Source organism: Pantoea sp. X-Soil-ISGK-285, from assembly GCF_059730815.1.
The window spans coordinates 2,824,666-2,843,398 of record NZ_AP035938.1; the positions used below are offsets into that span (position 1 = coordinate 2,824,666).

11 protein-coding genes are annotated in these 18,733 nt (G+C 54.7%); 7 read left to right on the top strand and 4 right to left on the bottom strand.

All coding sequences use genetic code 11. From position 1 onward, the window contains the following. Nucleotides 1-380 precede the first annotated feature (380 nt). From AC6I8B_RS13340 to rcsB, 3 genes are read left to right on the top strand one after another with little or no spacing between them, the layout of a single operon-like run. Nucleotides 381-1,535: an MFS transporter gene (locus tag AC6I8B_RS13340; RefSeq protein ID WP_022625065.1), complete on the top strand. Its 1,155-nt coding sequence runs from the start codon at nucleotides 381-383 to the stop codon at nucleotides 1,533-1,535. Nucleotides 1,536-1,554: 19 nt separating this feature from the next. Then, nucleotides 1,555-4,212 carry a phosphotransferase RcsD gene (gene rcsD / locus AC6I8B_RS13345; RefSeq protein WP_010248389.1) on the top strand — a complete coding sequence of 886 codons (2,658 nt, stop codon included), beginning with the start codon at nucleotides 1,555-1,557 and terminating at the stop codon, nucleotides 4,210-4,212. A 1-nt stretch (nucleotide 4,213) separates the two neighbouring features. Further along, nucleotides 4,214-4,864, top strand: coding sequence for a response regulator transcription factor RcsB (rcsB, locus tag AC6I8B_RS13350; protein ID WP_009089068.1), 651 nt, complete (start codon nucleotides 4,214-4,216; stop codon nucleotides 4,862-4,864). 54 nt (nucleotides 4,865-4,918) lie between these two features. Here the strand turns inward: rcsB and rcsC are convergent, their stop codons facing one another. Both rcsC and gyrA read right to left on the bottom strand, forming a co-directional pair. Next, nucleotides 4,919-7,771, bottom strand: coding sequence for a two-component system sensor histidine kinase RcsC (rcsC, locus tag AC6I8B_RS13355; RefSeq protein WP_022625067.1), 2,853 nt, complete (start codon nucleotides 7,769-7,771; stop codon nucleotides 4,919-4,921). Between the two features lie 936 nt (nucleotides 7,772-8,707). Then, nucleotides 8,708-11,380, bottom strand: a complete 2,673-nt coding sequence (gene gyrA, locus AC6I8B_RS13360) for a DNA topoisomerase (ATP-hydrolyzing) subunit A (RefSeq protein WP_033772293.1) — start codon at nucleotides 11,378-11,380, stop codon at nucleotides 8,708-8,710. Between the two features lie 177 nt (nucleotides 11,381-11,557). Between gyrA and ubiG the strand changes: the two genes are divergently transcribed. From ubiG to yfaE, 4 genes are all read left to right on the top strand, one after another. Then, nucleotides 11,558-12,283: a bifunctional 2-polyprenyl-6-hydroxyphenol methylase/3-demethylubiquinol 3-O-methyltransferase UbiG gene (gene ubiG / locus AC6I8B_RS13365; RefSeq protein ID WP_010671459.1), complete on the top strand. Its 726-nt coding sequence runs from the start codon at nucleotides 11,558-11,560 to the stop codon at nucleotides 12,281-12,283. 526 nt (nucleotides 12,284-12,809) lie between these two features. Next, on the top strand, nucleotides 12,810-15,095 hold the full coding sequence (nrdA, locus tag AC6I8B_RS13370) for a class 1a ribonucleoside-diphosphate reductase subunit alpha (RefSeq protein ID WP_010258098.1): 2,286 nt from the start codon (nucleotides 12,810-12,812) through the stop codon (nucleotides 15,093-15,095). A 72-nt stretch (nucleotides 15,096-15,167) separates the two neighbouring features. Further along, nucleotides 15,168-16,298: a class Ia ribonucleoside-diphosphate reductase subunit beta gene (nrdB, locus tag AC6I8B_RS13375; protein ID WP_010258096.1), complete on the top strand. Its 1,131-nt coding sequence runs from the start codon at nucleotides 15,168-15,170 to the stop codon at nucleotides 16,296-16,298. 2 nt (nucleotides 16,299-16,300) lie between these two features. Next, nucleotides 16,301-16,561, top strand: coding sequence for a class I ribonucleotide reductase maintenance protein YfaE (gene yfaE / locus AC6I8B_RS13380; protein WP_010258095.1), 261 nt, complete (start codon nucleotides 16,301-16,303; stop codon nucleotides 16,559-16,561). Between the two features lie 335 nt (nucleotides 16,562-16,896). On the opposite strand, the gene AC6I8B_RS13385 is transcribed toward yfaE, so the two are convergent. Both AC6I8B_RS13385 and elaB read right to left on the bottom strand, forming a co-directional pair. Then, nucleotides 16,897-18,093: a nicotinamide mononucleotide deamidase-related protein YfaY gene (locus AC6I8B_RS13385; RefSeq protein WP_022625069.1), complete on the bottom strand. Its 1,197-nt coding sequence runs from the start codon at nucleotides 18,091-18,093 to the stop codon at nucleotides 16,897-16,899. 239 nt (nucleotides 18,094-18,332) lie between these two features. Further along, nucleotides 18,333-18,644 (bottom strand): stress response protein ElaB, encoded by a 312-nt coding sequence (elaB, locus tag AC6I8B_RS13390; RefSeq protein ID WP_010258091.1) that lies wholly within the window; start codon nucleotides 18,642-18,644, stop codon nucleotides 18,333-18,335. Nucleotides 18,645-18,733 lie beyond the last annotated feature (89 nt).

Below are 18,733 nucleotides of genomic sequence, written 5' to 3' on the forward strand. Positions count from 1 at the left end.
TGTTTTTACATGTCAATTTATTGCTGACTGTTTCCGGAAATGATGAGGAGAGGTTAAAAAACCACCACTACCGGAACATCAGGGCTGTAAAAAAAATTTGTTCATTAAGCGATTCAGCCATCATTTATCAGTGGCCCTGATCCGATTTTTCAGCAGCAAGTCGTTGAAAAACGACAATGAAATTTGAGTTAAGTCATTCTGCGGGGCGGTGGTCATGCCAGGAAAGTTCTGGAAAAAATTCGCAGCGCGACAAAAGTCGGTAAACTCCCGGTTTTGTCATTTATGCCATGTTGCTGCCCCCTTCCTGATAAGAGGCGCAACGACCACTGACTCACGGCCAGTGCTACACTTTTCCGCTTTACCATTGATGAATCTGACCTATGACCGCACTGGACGCTGCACAACAAAACAAACATCAGAGCCGCCTTAACTGGGGCACGCGCACCATCTTTTTGATCAATGGCTTAGGAATGTCAGCCTGGGCTCCGCTGGTGCCGTTTGCCCGCGATCGTCTGCAGCTCAGCGGTGCATCACTGGGCGCGTTACTGCTCTGTCTGGGTATTGGTTCGCTGGCCGCGATGCCGGTGACCGGCACACTGGTGGCGCGGTTTGGCTGCCGTCGGGTGATGTGCTTCTCTACCCTGTTAGTGCTGATGATGATGCCGCTGCTGGCCACGGCTGACTCTCATCTGGTCATGGCGGCTGCGCTGATGCTGTTTGGCGCCGGGCTGGGCATGCTGGATGTGGCGATGAATTATCAGGCGGTTCAGGTTGAGCAGGCGGCGGATAAACCGATGATGTCCGGCTTCCATGGCTTCTTCAGTCTTGGCGGGATTCTGGGTGCGGGCACGGTCAGCCTGTTGCTGAGCCAGTCTTTTTCACCACTGGCCGCCACGCTGGTGGTAATGGCAGTGATGTTGTTGCTGTTGCTGTGGCGACTGCCGGTCTTAATGAATGAACGCCTGCATCAGCCCGATCAACCCTGGCTGGTGATCCCACGCGGCTGGGTCGCGTTTCTTGGCCTGCTCTGCTTTATCCTGTTCCTGGCGGAAGGGGCCGTGCTGGACTGGGGCGCGCTGCTGTTGCTGCAGAACCCGGAGATGTCACCCGCCTGGGCCGGGCTGGGCTATGCGGTCTTTTCCGTGGCGATGACGCTGGGCCGTTTTAGCGGCGATAAGATCATCCAGCGTTTTGGCCGCTACCCGGTGATGCTGACCGGCGCGCTGACCGCCGCCGCGGGCATGAGTCTGGCCGTCTGGCTGCCGTGGCCGGAGATCGCCCTGCTGGCTTTCCTGCTGGTCGGCTTTGGTTTATCTAACACGGTGCCGATGTTGTTCAATGCTGCCGGGAATCAACAGGATATGCCTGCGAACCTGGCGATTTCTGCCATGACAACGCTGGGATATGCGGGTATTCTCTCAGGTCCGGCTTTAATCGGATTCATTTCGCAATGGATCAGCCTCAGCGGCGCATTTTTAGCGATCGCCCTGTTGCTGTTAGCGGTAGCCGCCAGTGCGCGAAAAGTTGCGCAATAATTCAGGTACCTGACACGCTATGTTGTATAAGTTTCCACTGACCTCCGGCAACGTCACCCGCTTTTTTGTGGTTTTCAATCTGGTGCTCCTGCTGGCGCTGGGCTTTATGGTGCATAACTCGGTGAATGCCTGGCTGACCGGGAAGCGCTATGCCATGGACGATCTGGCTCGTGACGTTCAGAAGCGCATTGATGCCTATCGCTTTGCCACCTGGCAGATCTATGAAAACCTTTCTACCAGTGCGGCAGGTGCAACACCCGGCAGTAACCTGCAGGAGACGCGACTGCGTCCTGACGTCTACTACCTGGAAAAAACCCGGCGTAAAACGGAAGCGCTGATTTTCGGCTCACATGACAGCAGCACGCTGGACATGACCATGCGGATGTCGAACTATCTCGACACGCTGTGGGGCGCAGAAAATCCCACCTGGTCGATGTACTTTTTAAATGGTCAGGACAATAGCCTGATTATGATCTCGACCCTGCCGCTGAAAGATATGGCGACGCGCTATAAAGAGAGCGCCATCAGTTCAATGGTTGATGGCCGTCGTGCTGAGATGTTGCAGCAGGCGAATGCGCTCGATGAGCGCGAGAGTTTCTCACCGCTGCGCCACCTCGCCTTCCAGAACGATCACTATTTCACGCTGCGTACCACCTTTAATCAGCCAGGCCATCTGGCCACGGTGGTCGCCTTTGATCTGCCGGTTAACGATATTGTTCCGCAGAACATGCCGCTGGAAAATTTCCAGCTGCGTCAGGACAGCTCAATGCCTGCCAGCAGCAGTGAACAGCAGGAGGTGGAAAATACCCGCATCTCACTGGTTAATCCCAATATCGAGATTACGGCCACCCTGCCCAGCACCTCGCTGCAGCTGGTTTATCAGGTGCCGATTGGCCGTCTGATTATCGACACCCTGCACAATCTGCTCTGGCCGCTGCTGATTAACCTGCTGCTGTTCCTGCTTTCACTGGCGGGTATCGTGCTGCTGCGCCAGCAGTCGCTGCGTCCCAGCGAGAACCAGAGCGCTGAACTCGATTCGCTGCGGGTATTGAATGAAGAGATAGTGGCTAGTCTGCCGGTCGGTCTGCTGGTGTATGACTTTGCCAGCAACCGCACCCTGCTGAGCAATAAGATTGCTGAACATCTTTTGCCTCACCTCAATCTGCAGAAGATCATTAATATGTCCGACCAGCATCAGGGCGTGCTGCAGGCCACCATCAATAACGAAGTGTATGAGATTCGCCACGCCCGCAGCGTGCTGTCGCCGCATACCCAGCTGTTTATGATGCGTGACCAGGATCGCGAGCTGCTGGTGAATAAGAAGCTGCAAAAAGCGCAGCAGGTGCTGGATCGTAACCATCAGATGCGACAGCAGCTGCTGCACAATCTGGGCCATGCGCTGAATCAGCCCCTGGAGAAGATGGTGACGCAGCTGGTACAGCTCAGCCAGCGTGATGCCGATGAGACCGTGCTGGATCTGCTCGATGAGAGTCAGGGGCTGGCGCGGCTGGTGGATGATATTGTGCTGCTGAACCGGCTTGAGGCGCACGACTGGTCACCCGATGCGACCGTCTTTAACCTGCAGGAACTGCTGGATGAGATCGCGCTGGAAAGCCTGCCGCTGATGCGCCGCAAAGGGCTGTCGCTGGTGGTGAATAATCACCTGGCTAATGATGAGACGCGCTTTGGCGACCGTCGCGCCCTGCGTAAAGTGCTGACCACGCTGATGCACTACGCCCTGACCACCACCCGCTGGGGGAAAATCACCCTGGAAGTTAAGGCTGCGGACAAGCAGGCCGATAGATTGATTATCGAACTGGTGGACACCGGTGCGGGCCTGACGGTGGATGAACTGGCCAATGTCGACTTCCCGTTCCTGGGTGATACCAGTCAGGATCGCTACGGACAGGCTTCTGGCATGGCGTTCTTCCTCTGTAAGCAGCTCTGCAAGCAGATGGGCGGCAGCCTGGATATCGTGGCAAAAGCGGATATCGGCACGCGCTATAACATGCAGTTGCCGCTGGTGCTGGAGCAGAAGCGCGAAGAAGAAGAGGAAAAAATTCTGGATGGCGTTACCGCGCTGGTGGAGATCACCGTGGAGGACGTGCATAAAATTGTCTGCCGCCATCTGGAAAACTGGGGAGCGCGTTGTCTGACACCCGACGAGCGCATTTCCGGTCAGGATCACGATGTGCTGGTGACCGACGATCCATCAAAGCTTAGCGGCTGGGCACTGCTGCTGGCGGAAGATGAACTGGGGCACCATGCACTGAACGACCAGCAGTATCGGGTCAATTTCAATCTCAGTAATGCGCTGCTGGATGCATTGCTGGCACTGATAGAGAAGCAACTGTCGCATGATGTGATGGATAACGACACGGAAGACGACGCGGCCACGCCATTGATGAGCGGCGGCTATTTCCAGCTGTTTACGGAGACAGTACCGGTTGATGTGAAGAGGCTGTATACTGAGTCGGCGGAAAAGGACTACGCCTCGCTTGCTCAGACAGCGCATCGCCTAAAGGGCGTGTTTGCCATGCTCAATCTGACTCCCGGCAAACAGCTTTGTGAAGAGTTAGAACACCACATTAAAGCGTGTGACGATTCAAACATTACAAATACCACCAGTGATATTGACGCTTACGTCAATCAACTGCTGCAGCAAGGTAACCAATAAGATGAATAACTTAAACGTAATTATTGCCGATGACCATCCAATTGTCCTTTTCGGTATCCGAAAATCTCTGGAACAAATTGAATGGGTTAACGTTGTAGGTGAGTTCGAAGACTCAACAGCACTGATCAATAATCTGTCCAAGCTTGACGCCAACGTCCTGATCACCGACCTCTCTATGCCAGGTGAGAAGTATGGCGATGGTATTACGCTGATTAAATATATTAAACGCCACTACCCGGATCTCTCGATTATTGTTCTGACCATGAACAATAACCCGGCGATTCTGAGTTCAGTACTTGATCTCGATATCGAAGGGATTGTACTGAAACAGGGCGCGCCAACCGATTTGCCAAAGGCACTGGCTGCACTGCAGAAAGGCAAGAAATATACGCCGGAAAGCGTTGCGAAACTGCTGGAGAAAATCAGCGCGGGTGGTTATGGCGACAAACGCCTGTCACCGAAAGAGAGCGAAGTGCTGCGTCTGTTTGCAGAAGGTTTCCTGGTCACCGAGATTGCCAAGAAGCTGAACCGCAGTATCAAAACCATCAGTAGCCAGAAGAAATCAGCGATGATGAAACTGGGCGTGGATAACGATATCGCACTGCTGAACTACCTGTCGTCTGTCAGCCAGACTCAGGTCGAAAGAGACTAAGTTACTTCCTGAGGCGGTGCAGCCTGCACCGCCTCGCCTCTGCCCTTTCCTGCCCTATCCCATCCGCGTTTTACGTACCCGATCAGCATAGATTGCCAGCGTCACTTTCAGCACATCTAACGTCACCGGTTTCGACAGGCAGTTATCCATGCCCGCATCCATGCAACGCTGTTTCTCTTCCGCCAGCGCATTCGCCGTCACGCCAACCACCGGGAAGAGATGGCCCAGCTGACGCAACCGCTGCGTCAGGCGATAACCATCCATATTCGGCATGTTCACGTCGGTGAGTACGATATCAATCTCATTACGACTCAGTACATTAAGTGCATCAACGCCATCCTGCGCAGTCTTCACCTGATAGCCCAGCGTGCCGAGCTGTTCCGACAGCAGCATGCGGTTAATCGGATGGTCATCGACAATCAGCACCATGATGTCATCGTTATGCACTTTCTCTTCTACCGGCGCGGCCAGCAACAGCGCATCTGCGGCGTCGTTGCCGAGTGCGATCCGATAGATGCGCGCCAGCAGCGCCGGAACCTCATGCAGCGTGGCGGTAGAGTGGATCCAGCGGCCAGGCTGACGTTCACGCGGCATATCCACATGCGATCCATCGAAAGTGACCAGTGCCCGCAACGGAACATCAATATCCAGTTCGTAATCGGTCATCACCACATCGTCATGGCCAGGCTTACCGTTATACTCCGCGACCTGAATGCCCTGCTGCTGAATCTGACGCGTGATAAATTCCGCGAGGTACTCGTTGCGCATCGCCAGCCAGATTTTCTTATCCTGTAAATCCTCCAGCAGCATCAGTGACGGCTTCTGCCCTTTGTAGATTGGAATACGCACAATAAACTGGCTGCCCATGCCTGGCTCTGAGTCGACCTCAATGTCGCCATCCATCATATTGATCAGCTTTTCACAGATCGCCAGTCCCAGCCCGGTGCCCTGGAAATTACGCTGCACGCCATTTCCCACCTGGAAGAAGGGATCAAACAGGCGTGGCAGCTCTTTTGCCGGAATGCCGACGCCAGTATCACGGACGCGGAATGCCAGATAGCCCTGCGCAACGTAAGCGTGGAGGATAATACAGCCCGTATGCGTGAACTTAATCGCGTTATTCAGCAGGTTAGAGATCACCTGCTGCAGACGCAGCGGATCGCCGTCCAGCACCTGCGGAACGTCATGTTCAATAAAGCAGTAGAGCGTAAGCCGCTTCTTCACCACCAGCGACAGATAGTTGCCGACGATGTGGGTCACGATTTCACGAGGTGCAAACGGACGCGGCTCAATTTTCAGCTGCTCTGATTCGATTTTTGAGAAGTCGAGAATATCGCTGATGATTTTCAGCAGCAGGCTGGAGGAGTTGTTCATCGCCGTCACCAGCGAGTCGATACCGCTGGGCAGTTCTTTGGTCTGCAGCAGATCGAGATTCCCGATAATGCCATAAAGCGGCGTGCGCAGTTCGTGACTGACCGTGGCAAGGAACATCGATTTTGACTGGCTCGCCTGCTCTGCCGCGTGGGCCATCTCCTGCAGCGACTGCTCCATCCGCACGCGCGCCGAGACATCGACCAGCACGCAAATCGCCACGTTCTCATTACGATAGCGCGAATGCACGAAGCTGATTTGCAAATTGGTATTACTGCCGGTGAGCACATCGACAAAGTTGACCTGCTGCCCGCCAATAATCTCATTCAGCCGCAGGCGATCTTCCTGCGTCAGCAACGTCAGATAATTGTGCGCCAGCTCGTTACTCAGAATATTGGTGCCGTCGCTGGTGCGTAAAATACAGATCCCGACCGGCGCAGAGGCGACAATCTTACGGTTAAACTGCTCGTGCTCTTCCAGCCGGTGCGCGTTCTCCTCCGCCGGCAGGAACATCCGGCGCTCAAACAGCCAGGCGAGGGTAAACAGAATGACAGCGCTGAAAATATTGAGCAGCAGCGCATTAATGATCATCAGCTTGAGCTGATCCACCATCACGTCGGTAGATATCGACCACACCACGTTAAGATCGGAAGGCGGCAGCGGCTTTTTCAGAACCAGCTGACGATAACCATTCAGGTATCCGAACCAGGTTTTATCATCAGGAAGACTATCGAGCGAGAAGCCCAGCCCGCCGCGCCGCGAATTTAGCAGTGGACGATAATTTTCATCGGTAATGGACGCGATAATCGGCAGGCTGCCCGGCTGAATAAACTCATCCAGCCGGATATTCTGTTCGACGCCCAGCAGCGCCTGTAACTTATTAGCAACGTAGACGGGCACCACCATAAAGAAGGTTCCGACGCCTGGCTGAGCACTGCTGTTAATCCAGTACATCGGATTGCGGCGATCTTCTTCGCTGCTATTGCGATAGCGCAGCACATTCTCACGCAGCGATTTCAGGCTGCGTTCCCGGTCAGCATTGCTGCTGCCAATCGTGAAGTCGGCCAGACACTGACTCTCGCCACCGATAAAGAACACCCGATTCAGCTCATACGATGAGGCGAAGTTACTTTTCCAGTAATTGATGTAGTAACTGAGTGAATCGAGCGAGTTGCGCCAGGTATTGCTCATCGAGGTACAGTCGCCATCCGAAAACAGGGGCGTAAACTGCGGCTGGGATGTTTTGCCTGGCATCATACCGGTCAGCACATCCAGACCGCTGCTGGCGTTGGTTAAGCGGTTCTCGGTGATATATTTCAGCTCACGCATCATGTCCGCCGAATGACGGACATACCACTGTATCGTGCCGTAGTTGCTGGCAAACTCCTGCCGAACCTGCGTCTCTTTATTGTGCAGCACGCTGATAATGTAAAACGCAGTAAGAACGGCGCCCAGCGTCCAGATTAGCAGCGCCAGCGCGCGGAAAAGATAGCGCGAGATGCGAAGCGTAGTGCGGAAAGAGACAGGATATTTCAAAGGTAACTCGCAGTTGGCAAGGTTAGTCGCATCATCGATTTTTAATGCCCATACACTAGCTTTATCGGGCGTAAAAAGCCAGCCAGCCGCAGGCTTAGCGGGCGGTTTGGGAATCTTTTAAGACAGCCAAAGCAACATCTTTATCCCAACAAAAAATGGCCGCCTCTCACGGCTTAAACAAATACACACATATCCCCCTCAAAGCGACGTCAAAATCCCAACAAGAAAGGCCCGCTATGCCCGAGGAGCAAAGCGTCCACGCCAGGGATGGCGTGGCCGATCCGCATGGATGCGGGAATCCTTTGCGATCGGGCATAGCGGGTCTTTCGGCGGCTCCCGACTCACAGCCATCAGCCACCAGCCACCAGCCACCAGCCACCAGCCACCCGCCACCCGCCACCCGCCATTTTCCCGACCCGCCTCTCACACCTCAAACAACACCACGCCCCATCCCCTCAAAGCGACACCCAAATCCCAACAAGAAATGCCTGCTATGCCCGAAGAGCAAAGCGTCTGGCCCGCGATGGCGTGGCCGATCCGCATGGATGCGGGAATCCTTTGCGATCGGGCATAGCAGGCCTTTCGGCAGCTCCCGACTCACAGCCATCAGCCATTTTCCCGACCCGCCTCTCACACCTCAAACAACACGCCTATCCCCTCAAAGCGACACCCAAATCCCAACAAGAAAGGCCCGCTATGCCTGAAGAGCAAAGCGTCTGGCCCGCGATGGTGTGGCCGATCCGCATGGATGCGGGAATCCTTTGCGATCGGGCATAGCAGGCCTTTCGGCAGCTCCCGACTCACAGCCACCAGCTCCCAGCTCCCAGCCACCAGCCCTAAGCTCCCTGCTCCTTCCCCATCACACAAAAAAAACGGCAGGCCGGGTTTCCCCTGACCTGCCGTTTCTGCAACGAACTTCAGCTCACGCCAGACAAATTACTCTTCGTCTTCAGCCGCGTCGTCTTCGTCTTCTGCATCCGCTTCCGGCGCAATCTCTTCATCGTCGTTCTCTGCTTCCGGCGCGATATCTTCCTCGCCTTCCGCCACGCTACCGTCGATTGAATCCAGCTCTTCTTCTTCAACCGGCTCGGCAACACGCTGCAGACCCACGACGTTCTCATCCTCTGCGGTACGAATCAGAATCACACCCTGGGTATTACGACCCACGACGCTCACTTCTGAAACGCGGGTACGCACCAGCGTACCGGCATCGGTGATCATCATAATCTGATCGCCATCAACGACCTGAACGGCGCCAATCACCGGACCATTACGTTCGGTCACTTTGATTGAAATAACACCCTGAGTCGCACGCGACTTGGTCGGGTATTCGCTGTTGGCCGTACGCTTGCCGTAACCATTCTGCGTCACGGTCATAATTGCACCCTCTTCACGCGGCACAATCAATGACACAACGCGATCGCCTTCAGCCAGCCTGATGCCGCGTACGCCAGAGGCGGTACGACCCATCGCACGGACTGCGGTTTCTGCAAAGCGCACCACTTTACCGGCCGCTGAGAACAGCATCGCTTCATCGTTACCGTTGGTCAGCGCCACACCGATCAGCTCATCGTCGTCACGCAGATTCACGGCAATAATGCCCGCGCTGCGTGGACGGCTGAACTCTTTCAGTGCGGTCTTCTTCACGGTACCGAGCGCGGTCGCCATAAAGATATTAAAGCCTTCGGTATACTCACGTACCGGCAGAATCGCCGTAATACGCTCGTTGGCTTCCAGCGGCAGCAGGTTGACGATTGGACGTCCACGTGCGCCACGGCTTGCTTCCGGCAGCTGGTAAACCTTCATCCAGTAGAGACGGCCACGGCTGGAGAAGCAAAGAATCGTGTCATGCGTATTGGCGACCAGCAGACGATCAATGAAGTCCTCTTCTTTGATACGTGCGGCTGACTTGCCCTTACCACCACGACGCTGCGCTTCATAGTCGGTCAGCGGCTGATACTTCACATAGCCCTGATGCGACAATGTCACCACAACATCTTCCTGATTGATCAGGTCTTCGATATTAATGTCAGCCGTGTTGGCGGTAATCTCTGTGCGACGCTCATCACCGAACTGATCACGCATCAGCTCCAGCTCTTCGCGGATCACTTCCATCAGACGGTCCGCGTTCGACAGAATGCGCAGCAACTCAGCGATCTGCTCCAGCAGCGCTTTATACTCATCCAGCAGCTTCTCGTGCTCAAGGCCGGTCAGTTTCTGCAGACGCAGATCCAGAATTGCCTGAGCCTGCTGCTCGGTCAGATAGTATTGACCATCACGGATGCCATATTGTGGATCCAGCCACTCCGGACGCGCGGCGTCATCACCAGCACGTTCCAGCATCGCTGACACGTTACCGAGAGCCCACGACTGTGCAATCAGACCCGCTTTCGCTTCTGCCGGGTTTGGTGCACGACGAATCAGCTCGATGATAGGATCGATATTCGCCAGCGCAATCGCCAGACCTTCCAGAATATGCGCACGATCGCGTGCTTTACGCAGTTCAAAGATAGTACGACGCGTCACAACTTCACGACGATGGCGAACAAAGGCGTCCAGAATCTCCTTCAGCGCCATGATCTTCGGCTGACCCTGATGCAGGGCGACCATGTTGATACCAAACGAGGTCTGCAACTGGGTCAGTGAATAGAGATTATTCAGCACGACTTCGCCGACCGCATCGCGCTTGATCTCAATCACGATACGCATGCCGTCTTTATCAGACTCATCGCGCAGTGCGCTGATGCCTTCGACACGCTTCTCTTTCACCAGCTCCGCAATCTTCTCAATCAGGCGTGCCTTGTTAACCTGATACGGCAGCTCATGAATGATGATGGTCTCGCGGCCCGTTTTAGCATCGGCTTCCACTTCGCCACGCGCACGAATATAAATTTTACCGCGTCCGGTGCGATACGCTTCTTCGATGCCACGGCGACCATTGATGATAGCGGCGGTCGGGAAATCAGGCCCCGGAATGTGCTCCATCAGCTCTTCAATGCTGATGTCTTCATTTTCAATGTAAGCCAGGCAGCCGTTAATCACTTCACGCAGGTTATGCGGCGGAATGTTGGTTGCCATACCTACGGCGATACCGGAAGAGCCGTTCACCAGCAGGTTAGGGATTTTGGTCGGCAGAACTTCAGGGATCTGCTCAGTGCCGTCGTAGTTCGGTACGAAATCGACGGTATCTTTTTCCAGGTCAGCTAACAGGTCGTGGGCGATTTTCGACATGCGAATTTCGGTATAACGCATCGCCGCGGCGGAGTCGCCGTCGATGGAACCGAAGTTGCCTTGTCCGTCCACCAGCATGTAACGCAGGGAGAAAGGCTGGGCCATACGTACAATGGTGTCGTAAACGGCGGAATCACCATGCGGGTGATATTTACCGATAACGTCACCGACGACGCGGGCAGATTTTTTATAGGGTTTGTTCCAGTCGTTACCCAGTACACTCATCGCAAAAAGTACGCGACGATGAACCGGCTTCAGGCCATCACGCACATCGGGTAAAGCTCGGCCAACGATGACCGACATGGCGTAACCGAGGTAAGAATTTTTTAATTCTTCTTCGATATTGACCGGTGTAATTTCTCTCGCAAGGTCGCTCATGGAGCCGCTATCCCTCTACTTAATCCCGGATTTTAAAGGTGCGAAAGTATATCACACTGCAATGCTCTGGTGAACGCTAACCACCGATTTCACCCGCTTTTCCTTGTGCCTGAAAGGTGTGCCATCTGCGGTTAAGCGTTTATACTGTGGGCACATTTTGTCAGGAGTTACGATTCAATGAATGCACAACCGCAGAATCATCAGCAGAACGTCGATGCGCAGGAAATTGCCAAGTTTGAGGCCGTTGCCTCGCGCTGGTGGGATCTGGAGGGTGAATTTAAACCGTTGCACCGCATTAACCCGCTGCGCCTGGGCTATATCGCGCAGCACAGCAACGGCTTATTCGGTAAAACCGTGCTCGACGTCGGATGCGGCGGCGGCATCTTAGCCGAAAGTATGGCGCGCGAAGGCGCCGTGGTCACGGGTCTGGACATGGGCGCGGAACCGCTGGCCGTGGCGCGCCTGCATGCTCTGGAGAGCGGAGTGACGCTGGACTACGTGCAGCAGACCGTCGAAGAGCATGCGGAGCAGCACGCCGGAAAATATGATGTGGTGACCTGCATGGAGATGCTGGAGCACGTGCCGGATCCGCGCTCAGTCGTTCACGCCTGTGCGAAGCTGGTCAAACCCGGCGGCGAAGTCTTCTTCTCTACGCTGAACCGCAATCCAAAAGCCTGGCTGCTGGCGATATTTGGTGCGGAATATGTGTTGCGCATGCTGCCGCGCGGCACTCACGACGTGAAGAAATTTATCCGTCCTTCCGAACTGCTGGGCTGGGTCGATGAAACGGCCCTGCGTGAACGCCACATCATTGGCCTGCATTACAACCCGGTGACTAACCGATTCAAACTGGCTCCCGGCACTGACGTGAATTATATGGTGCACACCCACCGCGCCGTCTGAGTGACCCGCCCGCCTGAATCAGGGCGGGCATCTCCTCTTCTGCGTCCGTTCTCCCTGTGCCGGTCACAGCACTCACCGCGCCAGAGGCATTCTGATGTCTGCCAATAGGTTACATCAGCCCGGTTCCATCCTCTTCAGCGTTACCGCATCCGATTCTCTGCTGACCAGCAACCCGCTAGCGGCTTTTAGCCATTTTTCATCCCTTTTCCTGCTGAATCCTGAGGATTGAATAAGAAACACGCGCCCGATCATAATAAGAAAAAAAAGTGTGATCTGGTTGACATGATGCCAGGCCTTACAAGGCGTGGGCTAAGAAATTTCGCAAGAATTACAACCCCTCCAGCCATCATTTTTTGCTCTTGTTAAGCGGCCGTAAAATACTAAAATATGCCCCCATGTAGTTATGGCTTTTCCCATCACCCCCTAGATGTAGTGTTTATCCACACATTATTCACAATGAATAGGCTGTGTATAAACCGGGATTTCTTTTAATTTTTGGATACTCACGCAAAGGTAAAAACGCGACATGAACCAGAGTCTGCTCGTTACTAAACGCGATGGCCGCCAGGAGCGCATTGATCTCGACAAAATTCACCGTGTGCTGGACTGGGCAGCTGAAGGGCTGAACAACGTCTCAGTTTCACAGGTTGAGCTGCGCTCTCACATTCAGTTCTATGATGGCATCAGAACCTCTGACATTCATGAGACCATCATCAAGGCCGCAGCAGACCTCATCTCCCGCGATGCCCCTGACTATCAGTACCTGGCTGCCCGCCTGGCGATCTTCCACCTGCGCAAAAAAGCGTATGGTCAGTTTGAACCACCAAAGCTCTATGACCAGGTCGTTAAAATGGTCGACATGGGCAAATATGATCGCCACCTGCTGGAAGATTACAGCCAGGAAGAGTTTGCGCAGATGGACGAGTTCCTCGACCACTGGCGTGACATGAACTTCTCCTATGCCGCTGTGAAGCAGCTGGAAGGTAAATATCTGGTGCAGAACCGCGTTTCGGGTGAAATCTACGAAAGCGCGCAGTTCCTCTACATTCTGGTCGCCGCCTGCCTCTTCTCCGGCTATCCGCGCGACACGCGTATGGATTACATCAAGCGTTTCTATGATGCGATCTCGACGTTTAAAATCTCCCTGCCGACGCCAATCATGTCTGGCGTACGCACCCCAACACGTCAGTTCAGCTCCTGTGTACTGATCGAGTGTGGCGACAGCCTGGACTCCATCAACGCCACCTCCAGCGCGATTGTGAAATATGTCTCTCAGCGTGCCGGCATCGGTATCAACGCCGGTCGTATCCGTGCGCTGGGCAGCCCGATTCGCGGCGGTGAAGCGTTCCATACCGGCTGTATCCCGTTCTACAAGCATTTCCAGACCGCGGTGAAGTCCTGTTCTCAGGGCGGCGTTCGTGGCGGCGCAGCCACGCTGTTCTACCCGATGTGGCATCTGGAAATCGAAAGCCTGCTGGTGCTGAAGAACAACCGTGGTGTTGAAGGCAACCGCGTGCGTCACATGGACTATGGTGTACAGCTCAACAAGCTGATGTATCAGCGCCTGCTGAAAGGCGAAGATATCACCCTGTTCAGCCCGTCTGACGTGCCTGGCCTGTATGACGCATTCTTCGCCAATCAGGATGAGTTTGAGCGCCTCTATACCAAATATGAGCAGGATCAGAGCATCCGCAAGCAGCGTGTTAAAGCGGTCGATCTCTTCTCACTGATGATGCAGGAACGCGCCTCTACCGGCCGTATCTACATTCAGAACGTCGATCACTGCAACACCCACAGCCCGTTTGACCCGAGCATTGCGCCGGTTCGCCAGTCTAACCTCTGCCTGGAAATCGCCCTGCCGACCAAACCACTGGAAGATGTTAACGACGAAAACGGTGAGATTGCCCTGTGTACGCTTTCGGCGTTCAACCTCGGCGCCATCGAAAGCCTCGACGATCTGGAAGAGCTGGCTACCCTGGCAGTACGTGCGCTTGATGCGCTGCTCGACTATCAGGACTACCCGATTCCGGCTGCCCAGCGTGGCGCGATGGGTCGTCGTACCCTGGGTATCGGCGTCATCAACTACGCCTACTATCTGGCGAAACATGGTGTGCGCTACTCCGATGGCAGCGCCAATGGCCTGACGCACAAGACCTTTGAAGCGATTCAGTATTACCTGCTGAAAGCCTCAAACGAGCTGGCGAAAGAGCAAGGTGCCTGCCCGTGGTTCAATGAAACCACCTATGCGCAGGGCATTCTGCCTATCGACACCTACAAGAAAGATCTGGATGCGATCAGCAACGAACCGCTGCATCTCGACTGGGAAAGCCTGCGTGAAGAGATTAAAACGCACGGCCTGCGCAACTCGACCCTGTCTGCGCTGATGCCGTCTGAAACCTCGTCGCAGATCTCCAATGCCACCAACGGTATTGAGCCTCCGCGCGGTCACATCAGCATCAAAGCGTCAAAAGATGGCATCCTGCGTCAGGTCGTGCCGGAGTATGAGCGTCTGAAAGATCAGTACGAACTGCTGTGGGAAATGCCGAACAACGATGGCTACCTGCAACTGGTGGGTCTGATGCAGAAATTCATCGACCAGGCGATTTCGTCCAACACCAACTACGATCCGTCGCGCTTCACCAACGGTAAAGTGCCGATGAAACAGCTGCTGAAAGATCTGCTGACGGCGTATAAGTTCGGCGTGAAAACGCTCTACTATCAAAACACCCGTGACGGTGCTGAAGATGCGCAGGATGACCTGGCACCTTCTATCCAGGATGATGGCTGCGAGAGCGGCGCCTGTAAGATCTAATGGTCAGGCGGGAGAATCTCCCGCCTCATTCATTTCACGAGGCCTGGCTTCGTCTACTTTTGGACAACTTTTATGGCTTACTCCACTTTCTCACAGAACAAAAATGATCAGCTGAAAGAGCCGATGTTTTTCGGTCAGTCCGTAAACGTGGCGCGCTTCGACCAGCAAAAATATGACATCTTTGAAAAGCTGATCGAAAAGCAGCTCTCCTTCTTCTGGCGTCCGGAAGAGGTCGACGTTTCACGCGATCGCATCGATTACCAGGCGCTGCCGGACCACGAAAAACATATCTTTATCAGCAACCTGAAATATCAGACGCTGCTGGATTCTATTCAGGGCCGCAGCCCGAACGTCGCGCTGCTGCCGCTGATCTCGATTCCTGAACTGGAAACCTGGATTGAAACCTGGGCGTTCTCAGAGACGATTCACTCCCGTTCTTACACCCACATCATCCGTAATATCGTTAACGATCCGGCAGTGGTGTTTGACGATATCGTCACCAATGAGCAGATTCTGGCGCGTGCTCAGGATATCTCACGCTATTACGACGATCTGATTGAGATGACCAACTACTGGCATCAGCTGGGTGAAGGCACGCATCAGGTCAACGGCAAACCGGTTGTCGTCAGCCTGCGCGCCCTGAAGAAGCAGCTCTATATCTGCCTGATGAGCGTCAATGCGCTGGAAGCGATCCGTTTCTATGTCAGCTTCGCCTGTTCATTCGCGTTCGCTGAGCGTGAGCTGATGGAAGGCAATGCCAAAATCATCAAGCTGATTGCCCGCGATGAAGCGCTGCACCTGACCGGCACCCAGCACATGCTGAATCTGCTGCGCAGCGGTGAAGACGATCCGGAGATGAAAGAGATTGCGGCAGAGTGCCGTGAAGAGTGCTTCGAGCTGTTTAAGAAAGCAGCGCTGCAGGAGAAAGAGTGGGCAGAATATCTGTTCAGCGGCGGCTCAATGATCGGCCTGAACAAAGATATTCTCTGCCAGTACATTGAGTACATCACCAATATCCGTATGCAGGCTGTTGGCCTTGATTTGCCGTTCCAGACGCGCTCAAACCCAATCCCATGGATTAACTCCTGGCTGGTCTCTGACAACGTTCAGGTTGCGCCGCAGGAAGTGGAAGTGAGCTCCTATCTGGTGGGTCAGATCGATTCTGAAGTAGGCGCTAACGACTTCGACGACTTCCAGCTTTAATTATGAGCCGCGACGTTGTTATTCTGCGCAGTTCCGGCACCCGGCTGGAATGCACAGACGAGCATACCAATCTGCTGACGCTGCTGGAAGCCAACAATCTCTGCGTGGAGTTTCAGTGCCGCGAAGGTTATTGCGGCTCCTGCCGGATGCGGCTGCTGAAAGGCGAAGTGCATTACCCACAACGGCCGCTGGCTTTTGTGCAGCAAGATGAGATTCTGCCCTGCTGCTGCAAAGCCAAAGGCGAGATTGAGCTGGAGTTATAACTGAGGTGGGATAAGTCTGGCTTGATTTGCTGTGAGATCGAGTCAGCTTAGGGAACACGGTCAGATCGGAAAGACGCAAAAAGCGTCATCCCTGACAGCTCGGCCCGCGCGATTACGCACCTCATCCCTGAGGTGCGCCCGTAGCCGGGCCAACGCGTTGCGTTGTTCAAAAACGCTCCCGGCGTTTTTGTCCCAGGCGCGGGACGCTTTCCTCCTCTGCCCGTGTTCCCTGCGCTTTGAGCTAATTTATTGCTGCGAGAATGACGCTGTATGGGATTAATTCGCAGTCACATACAAGACGGGCGCCTCAGGCGCCCGTTTTATTTTCACTGATATTACTGTCTGACAGTTTCAACCACATCAATCCAGCCGTGACCGGTGCTCACTTCGCTGCCGTGTAACCAGCGGCGCAGCATGTTCATCGCCATCATTGCCACCACCTTCTGCCGCGTCTCCAGATTATGGCGACCGGTACTGAACTTCACGCGCTGACCAAAGCTGCCATCCGGCGTATGCAGCGCCACCGAAATCTCTTCCTGCTCCAGGCTGCCAACAGAGAGCGCCAGCGCGGCCTGCTGCTGTGCAGCAAGTTCGCGGGTGCGGATCACCTGCTGCTCAAGCGTCTCCTGCCGGGGTGGAAAGATGTCAGCGCCACGCAGCGGCACGCTGGCGCCAGCCAACTGCCAGTAGAGCAATCCGGCGGTGTATTGCTCACTGATTGCCAGCTGCTCACCGCGCTGCTCCAGCTCACGTGCCAGCAGCGCCGGTAAGCCTTCGGTACCTTCGAAAATGGTGCACTCCGCCAGTTGCAGACGCACCTGCTGCCACACCTGCTCCATCGCCACCCGCTGACTGGCCGGGCCGGTGAGCTTGATCTCAATGATCGGCATGGACGAGCGATATCCCATGACCACGCCTTCCGGCAGCGCCAGCGGCTCCAGTTCGGCGGCAATATCGCTTTCACCGCGACCAAAGGTGGTCAGCCGTAGACAAATCGGTGGCTCGGGCGGCGAAAATTTCGCTTTCAGACGGGGGATGATCTGCTGCTCCACCATCACTTTAAATTCAGACGGCACACCAGGCGTGAAGAACATCCAGCAGCGATTGAGTTGCAGGGCAAAGCCACAGGCGGTACCGACCGGATTATCAATCAGTTCCGCATTGGCCGGGATTTCCGCCTGCTTGCGATTGCTGGCCGCCATCACGCGTCCCCGGCTGGCGAACCAGGCTTCCATCTGTTCCAGCCACTCCTGCTGCACCTCAAGCTCAACGCCACAGGCTCTGGCGGCTGCCAGCGCACTGAGATCGTCACTGGTCGGCCCCAGACCGCCATTCACAATCAGCACATCTGCCTCATGGCTGCGCGCCTGTAGCGTGGCGATTAGCGATTCGAGTGAATCTCCTACCGTGGTACGGCTGGTCATAGGCAACCCTTGCTGGAACAACATATCCGCCAGCCAGGCTGCGTTGGTATCGACGATTTGGCCATGCAGCACCTCATCCCCGGTCGACAGCATCTCTACTCTAATCACGTTGAGTTCTCCTTTTCACGTTTGCTTTACTGTACGAACTCCTCCCGCCAGACACAATCGGCATCACCAGGGATTGTGACCATTGCGTCTCAGGCACGTTGCACATAAAGATAGCGAGGGTGAAGCAGGATCAAGGGTGGTGAAGGTGTTCAGGGAGTTAAAAACCAATAAAAACGGCGGGATTGCCCCGCCGCTTTTTTACTACTGTTGTCTGCTACAACTGAGTCAGCGAATCGCGATTAGCGACGCGCCAGCAGCAGACCAAGTACCAGACCGGCTGTTGCACCGATACCGACACCCTGCCACGGTTTTTCGTGCACGTAATCGTCTGCACGGTAAGCCGCTTGTTTAGCGCGATAGTAGTAGCTATCGGACGCCTGGCTGACACGGGATTTCACATCGTTCAGCGCCTGTTCGGCTTTGCTCTTAAGCTCAATGTACTTCTGATCGGCCGGATCACCTGATGCCTTAAGAACTTCTTCCAGCGTTTCAGTCAGTAACGCAATATCGTCATCGAGGCCCGTTTCGAATTGATTTGTCTGATTTACCATCGTTTCCTCCGTGTGAATTGCAAAGCAGTTCATTAACTATAGTCATAATCTGGCGCTCTGCTGATTTCCTGCTCCAGGAATCACCTGAT